General features: G+C 68.6%; 11 protein-coding genes and 1 pseudogene. 2 read left to right on the forward strand and 10 right to left on the reverse strand.

Annotated elements, in window-relative coordinates:
* From MQH10_RS27195 to MQH10_RS24840, 5 genes and pseudogenes are all read right to left on the reverse strand, one after another.
* Positions 1–1716: pseudogene (locus tag MQH10_RS27195) on the reverse strand (methyl-accepting chemotaxis protein); the annotation flags it as partial.
* A gap of 15 nt (positions 1717–1731) precedes the next feature.
* Entirely contained in the window at positions 1732–2226 is a 495-nt protein-coding gene (locus tag MQH10_RS24825) for a chemotaxis protein CheW (protein ID WP_242566653.1), read from the reverse strand.
* Between the two features lie 14 nt (positions 2227–2240).
* Positions 2241–4226 (reverse strand): chemotaxis protein CheA, encoded by a 1986-nt coding sequence (locus MQH10_RS24830; protein ID WP_242566654.1) that lies wholly within the window; start codon positions 4224–4226, stop codon positions 2241–2243.
* Positions 4223–4588 carry a response regulator gene (locus tag MQH10_RS24835; RefSeq protein ID WP_336605229.1) on the reverse strand — a complete coding sequence of 122 codons (366 nt, stop codon included), beginning with the start codon at positions 4586–4588 and terminating at the stop codon, positions 4223–4225. The genes MQH10_RS24830 and MQH10_RS24835 overlap by 4 nt, the downstream gene beginning before the upstream one ends.
* A 2-nt stretch (positions 4589–4590) precedes the next feature.
* Positions 4591–4935 carry an STAS domain-containing protein gene (locus MQH10_RS24840; protein ID WP_242566656.1) on the reverse strand — a complete coding sequence of 115 codons (345 nt, stop codon included), beginning with the start codon at positions 4933–4935 and terminating at the stop codon, positions 4591–4593.
* Positions 4936–5470: 535 nt separating this feature from the next.
* Here MQH10_RS24840 and MQH10_RS24845 point away from each other — a divergent pair.
* Positions 5471–6625, forward strand: a complete 1155-nt coding sequence (locus tag MQH10_RS24845; protein WP_242566657.1) for a saccharopine dehydrogenase family protein — start codon at positions 5471–5473, stop codon at positions 6623–6625.
* 116 nt (positions 6626–6741) lie between these two features.
* On the forward strand, positions 6742–9120 hold the full coding sequence (locus tag MQH10_RS24850) for a bifunctional diguanylate cyclase/phosphodiesterase (protein WP_336605230.1): 2379 nt from the start codon (positions 6742–6744) through the stop codon (positions 9118–9120).
* Positions 9121–9142: 22 nt separating this feature from the next.
* Here the strand turns inward: MQH10_RS24850 and MQH10_RS24855 are convergent, their stop codons facing one another.
* The 5 genes from MQH10_RS24855 to MQH10_RS24880 all read right to left on the reverse strand — a co-directional run.
* Positions 9143–9724 (reverse strand): CC0125/CC1285 family lipoprotein, encoded by a 582-nt coding sequence (locus MQH10_RS24855; protein WP_242566658.1) that lies wholly within the window; start codon positions 9722–9724, stop codon positions 9143–9145.
* A 226-nt stretch (positions 9725–9950) separates the two neighbouring features.
* Positions 9951–11849 (reverse strand): methyl-accepting chemotaxis protein, encoded by a 1899-nt coding sequence (locus MQH10_RS26610; protein ID WP_272887143.1) that lies wholly within the window; start codon positions 11847–11849, stop codon positions 9951–9953.
* 55 nt (positions 11850–11904) lie between these two features.
* Positions 11905–13926 carry a TonB-dependent receptor plug domain-containing protein gene (locus tag MQH10_RS24870; protein WP_242566659.1) on the reverse strand — a complete coding sequence of 674 codons (2022 nt, stop codon included), beginning with the start codon at positions 13924–13926 and terminating at the stop codon, positions 11905–11907.
* Positions 13927–13957: 31 nt separating this feature from the next.
* The gene (locus MQH10_RS24875) at positions 13958–14488 is read right to left on the reverse strand and encodes a hypothetical protein (protein ID WP_242566660.1); all 531 of its coding nucleotides are present in this window, start codon (positions 14486–14488) and stop codon (positions 13958–13960) included.
* 507 nt (positions 14489–14995) lie between these two features.
* Positions 14996–16958 (reverse strand): TonB-dependent receptor plug domain-containing protein (locus tag MQH10_RS24880; RefSeq protein WP_242566661.1); only part of this gene is annotated, 1963 nt, incomplete at its 5' end.

Here is a 16958-nt window from a genome sequence, read left to right on the forward strand (position 1 = left end):
CGAGAAGATCTCCGAGGCGGTGGACGACGGCCGCCGGGCCGAGGCCCTGAGCCTGGCCTTGGGCTTCAGGGTGGTGACCGGCGCGGCGCGGCGGGCGCCGGCGGCCTCGATCCGGAAGTAGGAGATGGAGGCCTGCAGTTCCTCGGCCTGGGCGGCCAGCTCCTCGGAGGTGGCCGACATCTGCTCTGACGCCGAGGCGTTCTGCTGGGTGACCTTGTCGAGCTGCTGGATCGCCTCATTGATCTGGGAGGCGCCGATGTCCTGCTCACGGCAGGCGGCGGAGATCTCCGAGACCAGCTCGGCGGTCTTGCGAATGTTCGGCACCAGGGCGGTGAGCATCTCGCCCGCCGACTGGGCGGCCTTGACCGTCTCGCTAGACACGGCGCCGATTTCCGTCGCCGCCGTCTGGCTGCGCTCGGCGAGCTTTCGGACTTCCGAGGCCACGACCGCGAAGCCCTTGCCATGTTCGCCGGCGCGGGCGGCTTCCACCGCCGCGTTCAGGGCCAGCAGGTCGGTCTGGCGCGCGATCTCCTGCACGATGGTGATCTTCTCGGCGATGGTGCGCATCGCCTCCACCGCCTGGGCCACGGCCTCACCCGAGAGCTCCGCGTCCTTGGAGGACTGACGGGCGATCTTCTCGGTCTGGCTGGCGTTGTCGGCGTTCTGTTTGATGTTGGAGGCCATTTCCTCCATGGCGGCCGAGGCTCCTCGGCGGAGGAGGCCTGCTCGGTGGCCCCCTGGCTCACCTGTTCCGAGGCCGAGGACAGCTGCTGGCTGCCGGCCGAGACGTTCTCCGACGCCGAGATGGCGTCGGCGACCACGCCGCGCAGGCGATCGACCATGCGCTCCAGCGCCAGGCCGAGCGTGTCCTTGTCCGACAGCGGCTTGGGCTGAACCGTCAGGTCGCCGTCGGCGACGGCGTCCGCCAGGACCGCGGTGGCCCGCAGGTTCTTGGTCATGATGTTGACGGTGTCGATGACGTCCTTGATCTCGTCGTTGGACTTGCTCTCGACCTGCTGGTTGAGATCGCCGATGGCGACGCCCTGGGCCATCTGCATGATGCTCTTCAGGCCGCGGCCGACGCCGAGCGAGATCCAGACGCCGGCGCGCGGAGAGGATCAGGATGATCACGGTGGCGGTGATCAGCAGCGCGCGGGCGTTGGCGTATTGCTTGTCGGTGTCGGCGTTGACCTGCTTCACGGCCGCGTCGGCGGAGTCGCAGATCCCGTCCAGCGCCTTGAACATGGCGTCGAAGCCCGCATTGCCGGGGCCGTAGGACAGGGTGGCCGCCTCCGCGTTGCTGGCGGCGGTGTTGATCTTGCCCAGCTCGCGGATCTTGTCCTGGTTGGCGATCCAGACCGGCCAGGCGTCCTGGACCTTCCTCAGCTCCGTCTTCATGGCCGGGGTGGCGACGGCTTCGAACTGCCGAAGGTCCTCGAGCGCCTGCTTGCGCGCGGCCAGGAGCCTGCCGTCGATCTGCGGCAGTTCCGACGCGTTGGTATTGAGGACGATGTCCTTCTCGTAGCGAAGGACGAGGTTCATGTCGTTCTCGGCCGCGTTCGCATAGCGCGACTGGGCGACCGGGCCGTTCATCAGGTCGGTGATCGCGGAGTTGAGCGCCGCCATCTGGGAGATGCCCAGAATGGCCATGACCATCGCCAGGGCGGTGACCAGCCCGAAGGCCAGGCCCAGTTTCAGTTTGATCGTGAAGCGCATCGGAGTTCCCTGGGCTCAGGCGGCGGAGAGTTGGACGACGGCGCCGGTGGCCCCGCCCTTGGACGCGAAGATCTGGTCGAGATCGGGCACGACAATCAGGTCGCCGTTGCGCCGGGCCAGGCAGCGGATGAAGTCGGCGCGCCAGCGCAGGCCGACCCGGGGGGCCTCCTCGGTCTCGGCGACCTCCAGGGTGGTGACCTCGTGCACCTTGTCGGCGCGCAGGCCGACCAGGGTGGGATCGCCGGCGATGTCGTACTCGATGACCACGATCCGGCTGTCGATGGTGGGCGGCGAACGCTCCAGCCCGAAGGCCAGGCGCAGGTCGGCCAGCGGGATCACCCGGCCGCGGAAGTTGATCACGGCGTCGACGAAGGGCGCGGCGCCCGGGACCGTGGTCTCGGAGGTGGGGTCGAGGACCTCGCGCACCCAGCCGGCCTCAAGCGCGAAGGTCTCCCCGTGCAGGTCGAAGGTCAGGACCTGAAGGGCGTCGGTGGTGTGGGGCTCGCTCATGGATCAGGCCTTTCTCAACCGGCGGCGCGCAGCTGCGCGTCCTGGCGTTGGCCGGCGGCGACCAGGTGGGCCACGTCGAGGATCAGGGCGACGCCGCCGTCCCCCAGGATCGTGGCGCCGGAGAAGGTCTCGACATCGGCGTGGAAGCTCGACAGCGACTTGATGACCGTCTGGTGGTCGCCGAGGATCTGGTCGACCACCAGGCCGACGCGCTCCTGGCCGGTGGCCACCACGACCACCTTCTGGTGCGGATCAGGCACCAGGCCGGTGCGGAACAGTTCGCGCAGGCGGATGAAGGGCACCAGGCGGTCGCGCAGGGTCAGCAGGCTGCGCCCGGTGGAGCGCATGTCCTGCTCGACCGTCAACTCGACGCATTCCTCGACCGCCGGCAGCGGGATCACGTAGCGGGCCGGGCCCACCCGGACCAGCAGGCCGTCGATGATGGCGAGCGTCAGCGGGATGCGCAGCGAGATCTGCGAGCCCTGGCCGGGTTCGCTGGTCATTTCGATGGCGCCGCGCAGGCCCTCGATGGTGCGCTTGACCACGTCCATGCCGACGCCGCGGCCGGAGAGGTTGGTGATGGTCGCCGCGGTCGAGAAGCCCGGATGGAAGATCAGCTGCAGGAGTTCGCTGTCGCTCAGCACCGCGCCGGGGGCGATCAGGCCGTTCTCCTCCGCCTTGGCCCGGACCCGGGCGCGGTCGACGCCGCGGCCGTCGTCGGTGATGGTGATGATCACCTCGGCGCCCGACTGGCGCGCGGCCAGCCTGATCTGGCCGGTGGCGGGCTTGCCTGCCGCCAGCCGTTGGTCCGGGGTCTCCAGGCCGTGGTCGGCGGAATTGCGGATCAGGTGGACCAGGGGATCGGCCAGGCGCTCGATCACGGTCTTGTCCAGCTCGGTGGTCTCGCCCTCGGTGGACAGCTCGATGGACTTGCCGGTGTCGCGGGCCAGGTCGTGGATCAAGCGGCGGAAGCGGCCGAACAGCTGGGCCACCGGCACCATGCGGACCACCATCATGGTGTCGCGCAGTTCGGAGGCGAGGCGCTCGATCTCCTCGGCGACGGCTCGCAGCTGGGGCTCGGTGCTGGTCACCGCCACCTGTTTCAGGCGGGACTGGGCGATCACCAGCTCGCCGACGCGGTCCATCAGTTCGTCCAGCCGCTCGGCCGGAACGCGGACGGTGTCGCCGACCCGGGCGGCCTTGGCCTCGCCGCCCTGGGTGTCGGGGGCGGCGATCTCGGCGATCGGGGCGGCGGCGGCTTCGCTATTGACAGCGGCCAGCAGGACCTCGGCCGGGGCGTCGGGCTCGGCGACGGGCGCCGCCGGCTCCAGGGCCTCGATCTCCAGGGTCATCTCGTCGATGACGAAGATGAACACGTCCTCGATCGCGGAGCGGGGGTGGGTCGTGGTGAGGATCACCTCCCAGCCCAGCCAGCATTCGGTGGGGTTCAGGGCCTCCAGCGGCGGAATCTGGTCGGTCAGGGCGGTGACCTTGCACTCGCCCAGCTCGCGCAGCTCGTCCAGCAGGGGCAGGGGCCGCGTGCCGTTGGCCAGCGCATCGGTGGGTAGGCTGAAGCGCACCTTCCAGGTCGCCGCGCCGGGCGCGGACGGGGCCTCGACCACGACGCCGGCGGCGGCGTCGACGGCCTGGCGCAGGCGGACCAGCAGGGCCTCGCCCTCGGCCTCCGAGGCGTCGGTCCCCTCGGCCAGGGCGCGCATGTGATCCTGGGCGGCGAGAACGGCGGCGACCAGCTCGGGGCTGGCGGGCACTTCGCCCTTGCGCACCCGGTCGAAGGCGCTCTCGCAGTGGTGGGTGAAGGCGGCCAGGGCGTCGAAGCCGAACATGGCGCCCGATCCCTTCAGGGTGTGCAGGCCGCGGAACACCGCGTCGATCAGGGCCCGGTCGCCGGGCCGATGCGCCAGGTCCAGCAGACCCGTCTCGATCTGCTCGAGCAGGTCCTGGGCCTCCTGGCGGAAGGTCTCGACCGGATCGCCGCTCACGACGCGAGCACCTTCTTGACGATGCGGACCAGCTGCTCGGGATCGAAGGGCTTGGTCAGCCAGCCGGTGGCCCCGGCGGCCTTGGCCTGGGCCTTGATCTCGGCGTCGCTCTCGGTGGTCAGGAACAGGATGGGCACGCCCTGATGGGCCGGCTTGGTCCGCAGCTGGCGGATCATGGTCAGGCCGTCCATCACCGGCATGTTGAGATCGGTGATGATCAGGTCGAAGCGCCCGGCGTCCGCCTTGGCGATGCCCTGGGCGCCGTCGCCCGCCTCGCTGACGTCATAGCCTTCGCCGGTCAGGGCGATCTTGATCGCCTGACGGATGCTGACTGAGTCATCCACCGTGAGAATGGCCGCCATCATCAAACTCCCGCATCCATGAGCCAGAACCGGCGGCTGTCGGCCGCCTCCAAGAAACCGCCGCGGCGGAGGGTCTCGAGCAGGCCGCCCTCGGCCGGTCGCGACAGTGAGAATTGTCCGCCGCGATCGCCGTTCGACCGCCGCGCTGCTTCCATGAGTTGCACGAACGTCAGGTCCACCGTCGCCTCGGGCGGGACAGTCACGACGATCGGGGCCCCAGATTTCAGGGCCTCGGACAGCTGAGCATGGGCGTCGGGGATTGAACGGATATTCAGGTCCGTCGAGAGTTCGACTGAACAGACTGCCGGCTCTTTAGACTTCGCTCGGGGCTTCACCGTCGTCACCACGCTCTATTTTTGGAAGTGTTCGTTCGAATTCAATCACAGCGGGAGGCGTTTAAATTAGAGTAAACGACCTATGATGGACCTGACGTCTCATTTACAACTTGTAGAGACCCGCGTTATCCGGCCTCGCGCGCGCGTAAATACATAAAGTATTGGCCACACCCGGCCCGAAACAGGCCATACTTCCTGGAAATCATTGGCCATACCGCCGCAGATTACTTGGTCGGGCGGTATGGCTTTGCTGATTTCATTGGGATTTTCGAGAGGCGCCCGGGCGGGAGCGATAGGCCCAGGTCAGACCCGCCGGGCGCCTCGGATCCCGGGTCGCGCGCGCCGGCTTAACCCTGCGCGCGCGCCTTCGCCCGCCCCTCCGCCAAGACTTGGTCCAATATGTCGCAGGGGGCGCGGGCCGGCCGGGGTGCGTCAGAAGGTCGCGACCGGGGGTTGTATTGCCCGCGGACCCTGGAGATCGGCGTTTGATCCCGCCCCCGGTTCCCGGCATGGTCCGGGCCGCGGCAAGTTAAAGGAAGGGCGCGCCATGAATCCCAAGGCTGAGTTCGACATCATCGTCTATGGGGCCAGCGGCTTCACCGGCCGGCTGGTCGCCGAATATCTGGCGGCCCGCTACGGGGTGGGCGGCGAGATCAAGTGGGCCATGGCCGGGCGCAGCGCCGCCAAGCTGGCCGAGGTGCGTGACGAGATCGGCGCGCCCAAAGACACCCCGCTGGTCGTGGCCGACGCGTCCGACGCGGCGTCCGTCGCCGCGATGGTGGGCCGGACCAAGGCGGTGCTGACCACCGTCGGCCCCTATCAGCTCTATGGCTCCGACCTGGTGGCGGCCTGCGCCGCGGCCGGGACCGACTATCTGGATCTCTGCGGCGAGCCGGCCTGGATGCGCCAGATGATCGACGCCCATCACGCCACGGCCCAGAAGACCGGCGCGCGGATCGTGTTCTCCTGCGGCTTCGATTCCATCCCCTTCGAGCTCGGCGTCTATTTCGTCGAGGAGGTCGCCAAGGCGCGGCTGGGCGGTCCGGTCCCGCGGGTGAAGGGGCGGGTGCGCAAGATGAAGGGCGGCTTCTCCGGCGGCACGGCGGCCAGCCTGACGGCGACCATGGCGGCGGCCGGCAAAGACCCGTCGATCATCGCCTACCTGACCAATCCCTTCGCCCTGGCCGGCGGGTTCCAGGGCCCTGAGCAGCCGCGCGGCGACAAGGCCGAGCAGGATGAGGATCTCGGCGCCGAGGTCGGCCCCTTCGTCATGGCGACCATCAACACCAAGAACGTCCACCGCTCGAACGCCCTGCTGGGCCACGCCTGGGGGACGGACTTCGTCTATGACGAAATGGCGGTGATCGACCGCAACGGTCCGCCCCCGGCCAGCCTGGGCGGCCCCAACGCGCCGAAGCCGGGCGAGGGCCCCAGCAAGGAGGAGCGGGAGACCGGCTTCTTCGACATCCTGTTCGTCGGGATCTCCGCCGACGGCCGCAAGGTGCGGGCCGGCGTCACCGGCGACAAGGATCCGGGCTATGGCTCGACCTCCAAGATGATCTCCGAGGCCGCGATCTGCCTGGTGAAGGACGCCGCCGAGGTTCCCGGCGGGATCTGGACGCCGGGCGCGGCCATGGGCGGGCGGCTGATCAAGCGGCTGGTCGACAACGCCGGCCTGACCTTCGTCGACGAGACGGCCTGAACCTGAGCGGCGGCGCCGCCTGAGACGGGTGGTCGCACCCTCGTCCAGCGGCGCCCCTTTGTTTACGCTGGCCTCCCCAAAATGGTTCGCATGTCACGAACCGTTTCGAGGGGCTTATGCTCAAGCTGCTGACCTGCCTGCCGGTCGAACACGATCTTCGGCTGGTCCTGGTGGCGGGGCTGGTCTGCCTGGGCGGGTCGCTCACCACCCTGCGGCTGTTCGCACGCCTGCAGGAGGCCCGTGGGCCGGTCCGCCGGGTCTGGCTGACCCTGATCGGCCTGGTGGCCGGGGGCTCGGTCTGGGCCACCCACTTCATCGGCATGCTGGCCTATCAGCCGCACATCCGGACGGGCTTCGCCCCGTCCGGCACCCTCGCCTCCTTGCTGATCGCCGGCCTGTTCATGACCGCCGCCTTCCATCTGGCGGCCCGGCGCGCGCCCAGGGCCTGGATCACCGGGGGCGTGGTGATCGGCGCCGGCATCGGGGCCATGCACTTCTTTGGCATGTCGGCCTATGAGATCCAGGGTCGGCTGAGCTGGTCGCCGGTGCTTGTGGCGGCCGCCCTGGCCCAGGGCGTGGGCTTCGCCTGCGCCGCCCTTCGGCTGTCCGGCGCCGCCCGCCCCGCGGCGCAGCGGGCCGCCGCCGGCCTGTTGCTGACCCTGGCGATCGTCGGCCTGCATTTCACCGCCATGGCGGCGGTCACCATCACGCCCGATCCGACCCTGGCCGCCCCGGCCCAGAGCCTGCCGCCGGGCGGGCTCGCCGTCGCCACGGCCGCCGTGGCGGTGCTGATCATCCTGGGGGGCCTGGGCGTCGCCGTCGTCGAGACCAGCGCCAACGCCCGGGCCATGGCCCGGGTCCACCGGCTGGTGGACGCCGCCCACGAGGGCATAGCCGTGGTCCAGCGCAATGTTCTGGTCGACGCCAACGCCGCCTTCTGCGCCCTGGCGGGCCTGCCGCTGGAGGAGCTGATCGGCCAGATCCTGGAGGGCGATCTTCTGCTGCTGGAGGGCTCCGAATCCGGGCCCGACGCGCGCCGCGAGGGGCGGCTTCGCCCGCCGGGCGGCGGCGAGGCGATTCCCGTCGAGGTGCTCGGCCGGGCGCTCGACAGCCGCTCCACCGAGGAGGACGGCGGCCTGAGGGTGCTGGCCCTGCGCGACCTGCGCGAGCGTCACGCCGCGGAGGCCCGGATCCGCCACATGGCCGAGCATGACGGCCTGACCGGCCTGTTCAACCGCGCCGCCCTGCAGACCCGCCTGGCCCTGGCGCTCGAACGCGCCCAGGCGACGGGCGAGGCGGTCTCGGTCTTCTGTCTCGATCTCGACCAGTTCAAGGAAGCCAACGACACCCACGGCCACGGCGCCGGGGACGCGATCCTGATCGAGGTCGCCCGTCGGCTTGAAGGCCTGGTCCCCGCCCCCTCCTTCGCCGCGCGACTGGGCGGGGACGAGTTCGTGGTGGTGCAGATCGGCGGCCGCCAGCCGCAGGACCCCACCCGGCTGGCCCAGGACCTGATCTCCGCCATGTCGGTTCCCGTACGCTTCGAGGATCACGCACATGCGGTGGGCGCCAGCATCGGGGTCAGCCTCTATCCGGAGGACGGCGCGACCGCGACCGGCCTGCTGGCCAACGCCGACCTGGCCCTCTACCGCGCCAAGGAGGCCGGGCGGGGCGGGTTCCGGTTCTTCAAGCGCGAGATGGATGACCGGGTGCGGGAGCGCCGGCTGCTGGCCCGCGACCTGCGCGCGGCGATCGCCGACGGCGACCTGACGGTCCACTACCAGCCCCAGGCCTCGACGGCGGACGGGGTGGTGCGCGGCTTCGAGGCCCTGGTGCGCTGGAACCATCCCGAGCGCGGGCTGATCCAGCCCGGGGACTTCATCGCCATCGCCGAGGAGAGCGGCCTGATCGTACCCTTGGGCGAGTGGGTGCTGAATGCCGCCTGCGCGACGGCGGCGGGCTGGGCCAAGCCCCTGCGCATCGCGGTCAATCTGTCGCCGGTCCAGCTGCACCAGCCGGACCTGACCGACCTGGTGCGCGAGACCCTGGTGCGGACCGGCCTGTCGCCGCGGCGGCTGGAGCTGGAGATCACCGAGAGCGCCCTGTTCAAGGACTATCAGCGGGCGCTGGACAATCTGCGCCGGCTGAAGGCGCTGGGCGTGCGGATCGCCATGGACGACTTCGGCACCGGCTTCTCGTCGCTCTCGACCCTGCAGTCGTTCCCCTTCGACAAGATCAAGATCGACAAGAGCTTCGTGGAGGAGATCGAGCGCGACGACCGCGCCAAGGTGATCGTCCGCGCCATATTGGGCCTGGGCCGCAATCTGGAGATCCCGGTCACGGCCGAGGGGGTCGAGACCCAGGCGCAGATCGCCTTCCTGCGGGCCGAGGCCTGCGAGGAGATCCAGGGCTATGCGATCGGCCGGCCTGCGCCGGCGGACGCCCTGGGCGAATGGATCGAGCCGGCGCGCCGGCGCGGCGCGCGGGCGGCCTAGGACCTGTCCCGCGCGCGCCGGATCACTTGACCGGCGGGCGCTGGATCTTCGGGCTGAGATTGGCCATGACCGCGCGGGCGTCGAAGGCGCTGGCGTCGCCCTCGGCCTTGGGGCCCTTGGACATCACGATCTCGGCGGTGGCCTCGAAGCGGTCGACGGTGTGGATGTCCAGGCTGTCGCCCCAGAAGGGGCCGCCGAAGATGGGATCCCAGCTGCGCCAGCCGAAGCCCGCGCCGTAATAGCGCCAGGACGGCCGCCAATAGCCGTAGCCGGGCCCGTACCAGGGCCGGAACATGGGATCGGGATCGACATAGGTCTGGGTCGACTTGTCGGTCTTGCGCTCGACCACCGAGAACACGTCATAGCCCTGCGCCACGGTCAGCTCGGCGGCGCGATAGAGCAGATAGCCTTCGACCGTGTCGCGGCTGGTCAGGCTGTTGCCCGAGAACTTCACGCGGTAACGGTTGGCCTCGATCTTGGTCTCGGAGAAGCCGCCGGCCTGGGCCTGGCCGGGCCCCGCGGGCTGGTAGGGCGTCGGCGTGGCGCAGGCCGAGAGGGTCAGGGCCAGGCCCACACCCAGGGCGGCGAAGACTTTGGCGGACATGTGGGACGGCCCTCGAACAGACGAACTCGGCTTAAGCTGATCCAACAGATGGACCTAATTGTGGTGGCGGCCAAGCCATCCGGAAATCTCCCGAAACAAAAACGCGCCCGGCGGGGAGGCCGGACGCGCTTTGGACGAGGTCTGGAGGAGTCGTGTCTGCGGTCAGAATTCCTGCCAGTCGTCGCCTGAAGGCGCGGTCGCCACGGCGGCGCGCCGTAGGAGGCCTTCAGTTTCTCGGCCATCCGCCGCGGCGCGGAGGGCGCCGGGCGGGAGCCCGAGGTGGCGGCCCGCGGGGAGGAGCGGGCGGCCGGGAGATGGGTTGATGGTCGCCGGTGCGGAACTCGCCGATCAGGCGCGACAGCTCGCCGGCCTCGCCCTTCAGGGCGTGGGTGGCGGCGGTGGATTCCTCCACCATCGCGGCGTTCTGCTGGGTGACCTGGTCCATCTTGTTGACCGCGGCGTTGACCTCGTTGAGGCCGGTGGCCTGTTCCTGAGCCGAAGCGGCGATCTCGGTGACCAGGGCGTCGATCTCGGCGACCTGGCTGACGATGGCCTCGAGCGCCTGGCCGGTGCGGCCGACCAGCTGGACCCCCTGGCCCACCTGGGTGGACGAGGCGGTGATCAGGCCCTTGATCTCCTTGGCCGCTTCCGCCGAACGCTGGGCCAGAGCCCGCACTTCGGAGGCGACGACCGCGAAGCCCTTGCCGGCCTCGCCCGCCCGGGCCGCTTCGACCCCGGCGTTCAGGGCCAGAAGGTTGGTCTGGAAGGCGATCTCGTCGATCACGCCGATGATCTGGCTGATCTGGCTGGAGGAGCTTTCGATCTGGCCCATGGCGGTGACCGCCTGGCGAACGATCTCGCCGCCGTCGGCGGCGCCGGTGCGGGCGTTGGCCACCACCACGCGGGCGTGGGCGGCGCCTTCGGCCGACTTCTTGACCGTGGCGGTGATCTGGTCGAGCGCCGCGGCGGTCTCTTCCAGGCTGGCCGCCTGCTGCTCCGTACGCCGCGACAGGTCGTCGGAGGCGCCGGCGATGTCGTCGGCCCCGGCGTTGATCTGGGAGGCGTTGGCGGTGATGACCTGCATCGCGCTCTGCAGCCGTTCCATGGCGGCGTTGAAGTCCGTGCGCAGGGCTTCGTAGTCGGCCGGGAAGGCGTGATCGATGCGGTGGGTCAGGTCGCCGTTGGACAGGCGCGACAGGCCGTCGGCCAGGGCCGCGACCACGGCGTTCTGGGCCGCCTGGGTCTTGGCGCGCTCGGCCTCGACCGAGGCGCGGGTGGCTTCTTCCCGGGCTTCCATCTCGCGCTGCTCGTCATGCAGGGCGGCCAGGCGCGCCTGGTTCTCCTTGAAGACGGTCAGGGACGAGACGATGGCGCCCAGTTCGTCGCCGCGGGCGATCTTGTCCAGGTCCTGGCTGATGTCGCCCGAGGCCAGCTTGCCGGTCGCCCCGGCGATGCCCTCGATGGCGCGCTTCACGCCCAGGATCGCGGCGACCGAGATGCCGGCCACGGCGAGCAGGGTGACGAGGGCGCCGCCCATGGCGATCTTGCCCTGCAGGGCGGCGGAGGCCGCGCTGGCCTTGGCGTGCTCGGCCGCCTCGACCTGCACCTTGTGGGTGGCGTCGTCGAGGGTGGCGGTCATGCGCGAATACTGGCTTTCGAACGGCGCGACGAAGGTCGCGGCCGTGGCGAAGTCCATGCCCATCATCGAGCCCACGACCTCGATCCCGCCGCGATAGTCGGTCAGGTCCTTGATCAGGCCGTCAAAGGTCTTCTGCTGGGCGGCCGGCATCTTGCCGCGGACCTTGACCAGATCGGCCTTGATCACGTCGACCCGCGCCATGAGGGCGGTGAGCTTTTCAGGGATGGCCGCCAGATCGGCGCCCGCCGCCTGATTGGTCATCAGGAGATAGAGGTCGCCGTGCACCGCGGTGATCTGCTTGGAGATCCGCGCCAGTTCCAGGCTGACGGTCATGTCCTGCTGGACGATGTTGTCGATGGCCTTGGACTGCTGCTGCTGACTCACCACAGCGCCGCCCGCGACCAGGGCCAGCATGATCACGGCGAAGGCCGGGGCGACGGCCATCTTCACGACTAAGGATAGGTCGGCGAGACGGAAGCTCTTCATCACGTATCTCCAGAAGGTACCGGTCCCGCGGCGAGGCCGCGGGACCGAAGTCAGATCACCAGGACTTGCCGACGGTGAAGAGGACGCGGCGCTCGGCCATCAGGCCGGAGGGGCCCTTGGCTTGGGATTGCCGCGCGTCGAGCAGGTTCTGGCCGCTCAGGGCCAGTTCGATGCCGTAGGGCGCCTGATAGGCGATGCGACCGCCCAGCGAGGTGTAGCCCTTCACCGGCTCCAGCAGGTTGCCGTTGTAGGAGTCGAACTTGCTGACATTGTGCAGGTAGCCGTCGACCGCCCACTTATCGTTCGCCCAGCCCAGAGCCAGGTTGCTGCGATACTTCGGCGTGGTCTCGGCGAAGGCCACCTTGCGCAGGATCAGGACCGCTTCCGTCGTCGACGGCTTGTCCTTGACGTCCGTATAGGTGGTGTCCGCGCTCCAGTGGACGCCGTTGGCGTAGTGACCCGAGGCCGAGGCCTCGAGGCCCCACATCTTGGAGTCGCCGACGTTCTTATAGGTGAAGGTCGCCCAGGTCGTGGCGGTGGGCAGGATGTCCAGGGCCGAGGCGCTGAACTGGCCCTTCACGTCCTTGGTCTCCTGAGCGAAGACCTTCAGGCCGGCCTTGACCTTCACCGGGGCGAAGTCGTGGTCATAGGCCAGCTCGTAGTTGGTGACGATGGCCGGATCCAGCAGCGGGTTGCCGGCGATGAGGCCGCCGGTCGGCGCCGGGGTGGCCGGCGGGATGACCAGGCCGCCCAGCTCGAGCAGGGTCGGGGCCTGCACGCCGCGGGCGTAGGTCGCCCGGAAGGTGTCGGCGCCGGTGACCTTGTAGACCGCGCCCAGATTGACGCTGGTCTCCTTGATGTCGCGGTCCCACAGGGCGTTGTTCTTCTGGGCCAGCGGATAGCCGTTCGGGAAGGTCCCGCTGCGCTCCAGCTTCAGCTGGTCGTAGCGAACCGCCGCGGTCAGGGCGAGCTTGTCGTTGACCACCCAGTTCCACATGGCCGAGGGCGCCCACACCGTGTAGCGGACCACGCCGCCGACATAAGAGGCGGTGTCCAGCTGGTTGTCGCGGTGTTCGAGGCCGACGCGGACGGTGTTGTTCGCGCCGATCTTGAACAGATCCTGCAGGCTGGTGACGGTGATGGTGTTCAGATAGCGGCGGCCGGGGGTCAGCGCGTCCAGCTGGTTCTGATAGACCTGGCCCTGGATCGAGCCGTAGTCGGTGTCCGCCGTCAGGGTGGCCTTTTCCGACCAGGTCTTCACCCGGTGGGCGGCGTAGGCGAAGGTCGAGATCACCTGGGTGGATTCCAGGTTCGACCAGGAGCCTTCGACCCGCAGCTCGGCCTTGGGCGCGAGCTGGACGATGGCGTCCAGGTTGGCGTGAACGGCCGAGGGGTTGAAGATGTTGGCCGCGACCACGGTCGTGGAGGTGTTCTTCCACTCGTTCTGCTGGTCGACGCCGCCGGAGATCCGGACGGAGACCTTGCTGCCGACATGGAAGGTTTCGACGAGCGACGCGCCGTTGCTCTGACCCGTGCCGCCATAGGCCTCGATGCGGCTGACATTATCGAACTTCGGATTGAAGGTGATGATGTTGACCACGCCGGACACGGCGTTGAAGCCGAAGATGGCGCTGTTGGGCCCGCGGACCACTTCGATCTGGCGGATTTCAGACAGCTGGACCGGCAGGGCCGACCAGTCGGTGTAGCCGAAGTGGTCGAGATAGACCTGGCGGCCGTTGACCAGCACCAGGAGGCGCGGCGAACGGGCCTGGTTGTAGCCGCGGATGCCGACGTCCGACTGGCCGGCGGCGAAGTTCAGGATGTCGACGCCCGCCACGCGGCTGAGGATCGTCGGCAGGTCCTTGGCGCCCGAGCGGTGGATGTCCGCCTGGGAGATGATGGTCATGTCGACCGGAACTTCGGTGGAGCGCTGCGGCGAGCCGGTCGCCGAGGTCGTCACCGGTTCATTGAACAGCTCCTGCAGGGAGCCGTAGTCGATCGATTGCGCGGCGGCCGGCAGGGCGGCGGCGAGCGTGAGGCCGGCGGCGGCGCCGGCGAGGAGGAGGTTCTTCTTCATGGGGGAGGTCCCTTGTCCGTTTTCTACGGGCTCAGATTTCAGTGATCATCATGCGGAAGGCGGCCTTGAAGGACGCCCCGACGGCGGCGGCCGTCGCGCGGTTGACGGTGATGTTCACCTTGGGCTCGGTCTCGACGCCCATGGCGCAGGCGCCGGATCGGACGCAGGCCATGTCGGAGCCGATGGCGATGATCTTCTTGGCCTTGGCGACCGCGCCGACCGCGCCGTAGTTCACGCCGCCGGTGACGAACAGGGCCTGGACGCCGCTGACGCCCGCGACGTCGCCGGCGTCGATCGGCTTGCCGACCAGGGTCAGGGCGCCGGCCGCGTAACCGCCGCCGATCGCCGCCATGATGGCGTTCTTTTCCGCCACGGAGGCGGGCTTGGACGAGTCGAAGACGACGCCCAGCGTCGCCTTACCCGTGGGACCGTTCTCCAGGAAGGTGAGCGCGCGGCCCGCCACCCCGAGGTCCTTCGCGGCGTCGGCGTGGCCGATCCCCGGCGCCGCAAGCGCCAAGGCCACGGCGAGCGCCGAAAGTGGTGATTTGTATCGATCGAGCATCTGCATCCCCTCGCCCTTCTGGGCTCAACTACGGCCTGTGATGGAGGGAATAAGGGTAAATGTAGGTTAACAGGGGCCCACCTGCGACAATTTGGTCGAATATTGTTATCCCTAATGAACAGTACTCATTAGTGGCAATACCGCGTACAGCGCGGCCATACTCGGAATAAGCGCAAAATTTAGGGGTATGGAGAATCCAGAAAGACCTGACTGGTCTTTGGTAATAGCTGCGCCTCGGTGAGCTAGCAGCTTCGAACGCTTGGTTCCTGCGCGCCAGTCAATTGGCATGACTTTGGTAGGACCGGCGGTGAAGTCATGGCCCCAACCGTGGCCGTTACTCGGAACGGACATCTTGTCGCAGGCGTCAAAACCGGTGTCGCAGGGCGCTTGGGACCCTCCGATCCCGGACGATCACCTCGCTTTCGCGAGGGATCGAGGGACCGAAGACCGGCTCCGCGGGGGGGAGGGGTGCGGAGCCGGTTTCAGGTCAGGCCTGGGATCTGTCGATCACCAGGCCTTGCTGACGGTGAACAGGATGCGGCGCTCAGCCCCCAGACCGCTGGTCTGGTTCTGACGCTCGCTCAGCAGGTTCTGGCCGGCGACGGCCAGGGTGATGTTGCTGGCGGTCTTGTAGCCGAGCCGGGCCGAGAGCGCGGCGAAGCTGTTGACCGGCTTCAGGGTGCTGCTGATGACGTCGTAGAACTGGAAGTCCCCGACCAGGTGCAGGTTGGCGTCGGCTTCCCAGGCGCCGTGCTCCCAGTCGATGCCGACATTGCCGCGGGTCTTGGGCGTGGTCTGCTGGAAGGCGATCGAGCGGGCGAAGGTGTTCACGCCGGGGAACGGCTGGTCCTTCACGTCCGTCCAGGTGTAGTCCGCGCGCCAGCCGAGTTCCGGGGTGAACCGGCCGGAGGCGACGACTTCGACGCCCTTGGCCTTGGAGTTCCCGGCGTTGATCTGGGTGAAGCCGCCGTTGGTGGTGGCGTTCGGGAAGAAGTCCAGGGTGGAGGTGCTGATCCCGCTCTTGATGTCCTTCCATTGCTGGTCGAACAGGCGGACGCCCAGCTTGGCCTTGATCGGAGCGAAGTCGTGATCATAGGCCAGCTCGTAGTTGGTCAGGATCGACGGGCGCAGCTTCGGATTGCCGACGATGTCGAGGGTCAGCGGACCCGCGGCGATCGGCAGTTCCAGACCGCCGAGTTCGATCAGGCTGGGGGCCTGGACGCCTCGGCCATAGGACAGGCGGAAGGTGTCGGCGTCGGTCGGCCGCCAGGCGATGGTGGCGTTGGCGCTGGTCTTGGTGATGTCGTGGTCCCAAAGGGCGTTATTGCCGTTGGGCGACCGGGGCAGGAACGGGCCCGACCGGTTCAGGGACATCTTGTCGACGCGCATGGCCGCGGTGGTGGTCAGCTTGTCGTTGACCTGCCAGTTCCACATGCCGGAGAGCGCGGCGACGTCATAGCTGATGTCGGCTTGGTTGGCGGGCGCGATGTTCAGGGTGTTGTGGCGATATTCGCCGCCCACCCGGAAGGTGTGCGCCGTGCCGACCTTGAACAGGTCCTGGAGGCTGGCCACCGTGATGGTGTTCTTCCAGAAGATGCCGCCCGCGATGTTGTACTTGGCGTTCAGCTGGTTCTGGTAGACTTGGCCCTGGATGGAGCCGAACTGGGTGTCCGAGGTGATCGTCGCCTTCTCGGAATTGGTGATCATCTTGACCACGGAATAGGACGCGCCGGCGGCGCGGCTGTCTTCCTGCATGTTCGACCAGGAGCCTTCCATGCGCAGCTCGGTCTTGGGCGCGAGCTGGGCGACGACGTCCAGGTTCGCGGTGGCCGAGCGCGGATCCTCGACCTGGTCCTTGGTCGGCAGGGCGCCGTGGAGCGCCCATTCGTCCTGGCGGCTGCCGCCCACGGAGAGGCGAGCCGACAGGGCCTGGCCGAGCTTGAACGTGGTGACCAGCGAGCCGCTGGCGTTGCCGTGGGTCCCGCCCCGCAGGGTGACCCGGTCGACCGCGTCGAACTTCGGATTGTAGGTGATGATGTTGACCACGCCGGAGACGGCGTTGAAGCCGAACAGGGCGCTGTTGGGGCCCTTCACCACCTCGATCTGGCGGATTTCGTCGAGCTGGACCGGAATGGTCGACCAGATCGTCACGCCATAGTGGTCGAGATAGACCTGACGGCCGTTCACCAGCACCAGCAGGCGCGGCGAGGAGACCTGGTCATAGCCGCGGACGTTGACGTCCGACTGGCCGGCCGAGTGGTTCAGCACATCGACGCCCGCGACGCGCTGCAGGATGCCCGGCAGGCTCGTCTCGCCGGAGCGGCGGATCTCGTCGGCCGAGATGATCTGCATGTCGGCCGGCGCTTCAGTGGAGCGCTGGGGCGAGCCGGTGGCCGAGGTGGTGACCGGCTCGTTGAACAGCTCCTGCAGGGAGCCGTAGTCGACGGATTGCGCGGCGGCCGGCAGGGCC

This window comes from Phenylobacterium aquaticum, assembly GCF_022695515.1.
Lineage (GTDB): Bacteria > Pseudomonadota > Alphaproteobacteria > Caulobacterales > Caulobacteraceae > Phenylobacterium > Phenylobacterium aquaticum.

Coding starts and splice junctions, on each gene's coding strand:
- MQH10_RS24870 (WP_242566659.1), bottom strand. CDS start 13,926: ATGAAGAAGAACCTCCTCCTCGCCGGCGCCGCCGCCGGCCTCACGCTC.
- MQH10_RS24845 (WP_242566657.1), top strand. CDS start 5,471: ATGAATCCCAAGGCTGAGTTCGACATCATCGTCTATGGGGCCAGCGGC.
- MQH10_RS24855 (WP_242566658.1), bottom strand. CDS start 9,724: ATGTCCGCCAAAGTCTTCGCCGCCCTGGGTGTGGGCCTGGCCCTGACC.
- MQH10_RS26610 (WP_272887143.1), bottom strand. CDS start 11,849: ATGAAGAGCTTCCGTCTCGCCGACCTATCCTTAGTCGTGAAGATGGCC.
- MQH10_RS24875 (WP_242566660.1), bottom strand. CDS start 14,488: ATGCTCGATCGATACAAATCACCACTTTCGGCGCTCGCCGTGGCCTTG.
- MQH10_RS24825 (WP_242566653.1), bottom strand. CDS start 2,226: ATGAGCGAGCCCCACACCACCGACGCCCTTCAGGTCCTGACCTTCGAC.
- MQH10_RS24835 (WP_336605229.1), bottom strand. CDS start 4,588: ATGGCGGCCATTCTCACGGTGGATGACTCAGTCAGCATCCGTCAGGCG.
- MQH10_RS24850 (WP_336605230.1), top strand. CDS start 6,742: ATGCTCAAGCTGCTGACCTGCCTGCCGGTCGAACACGATCTTCGGCTG.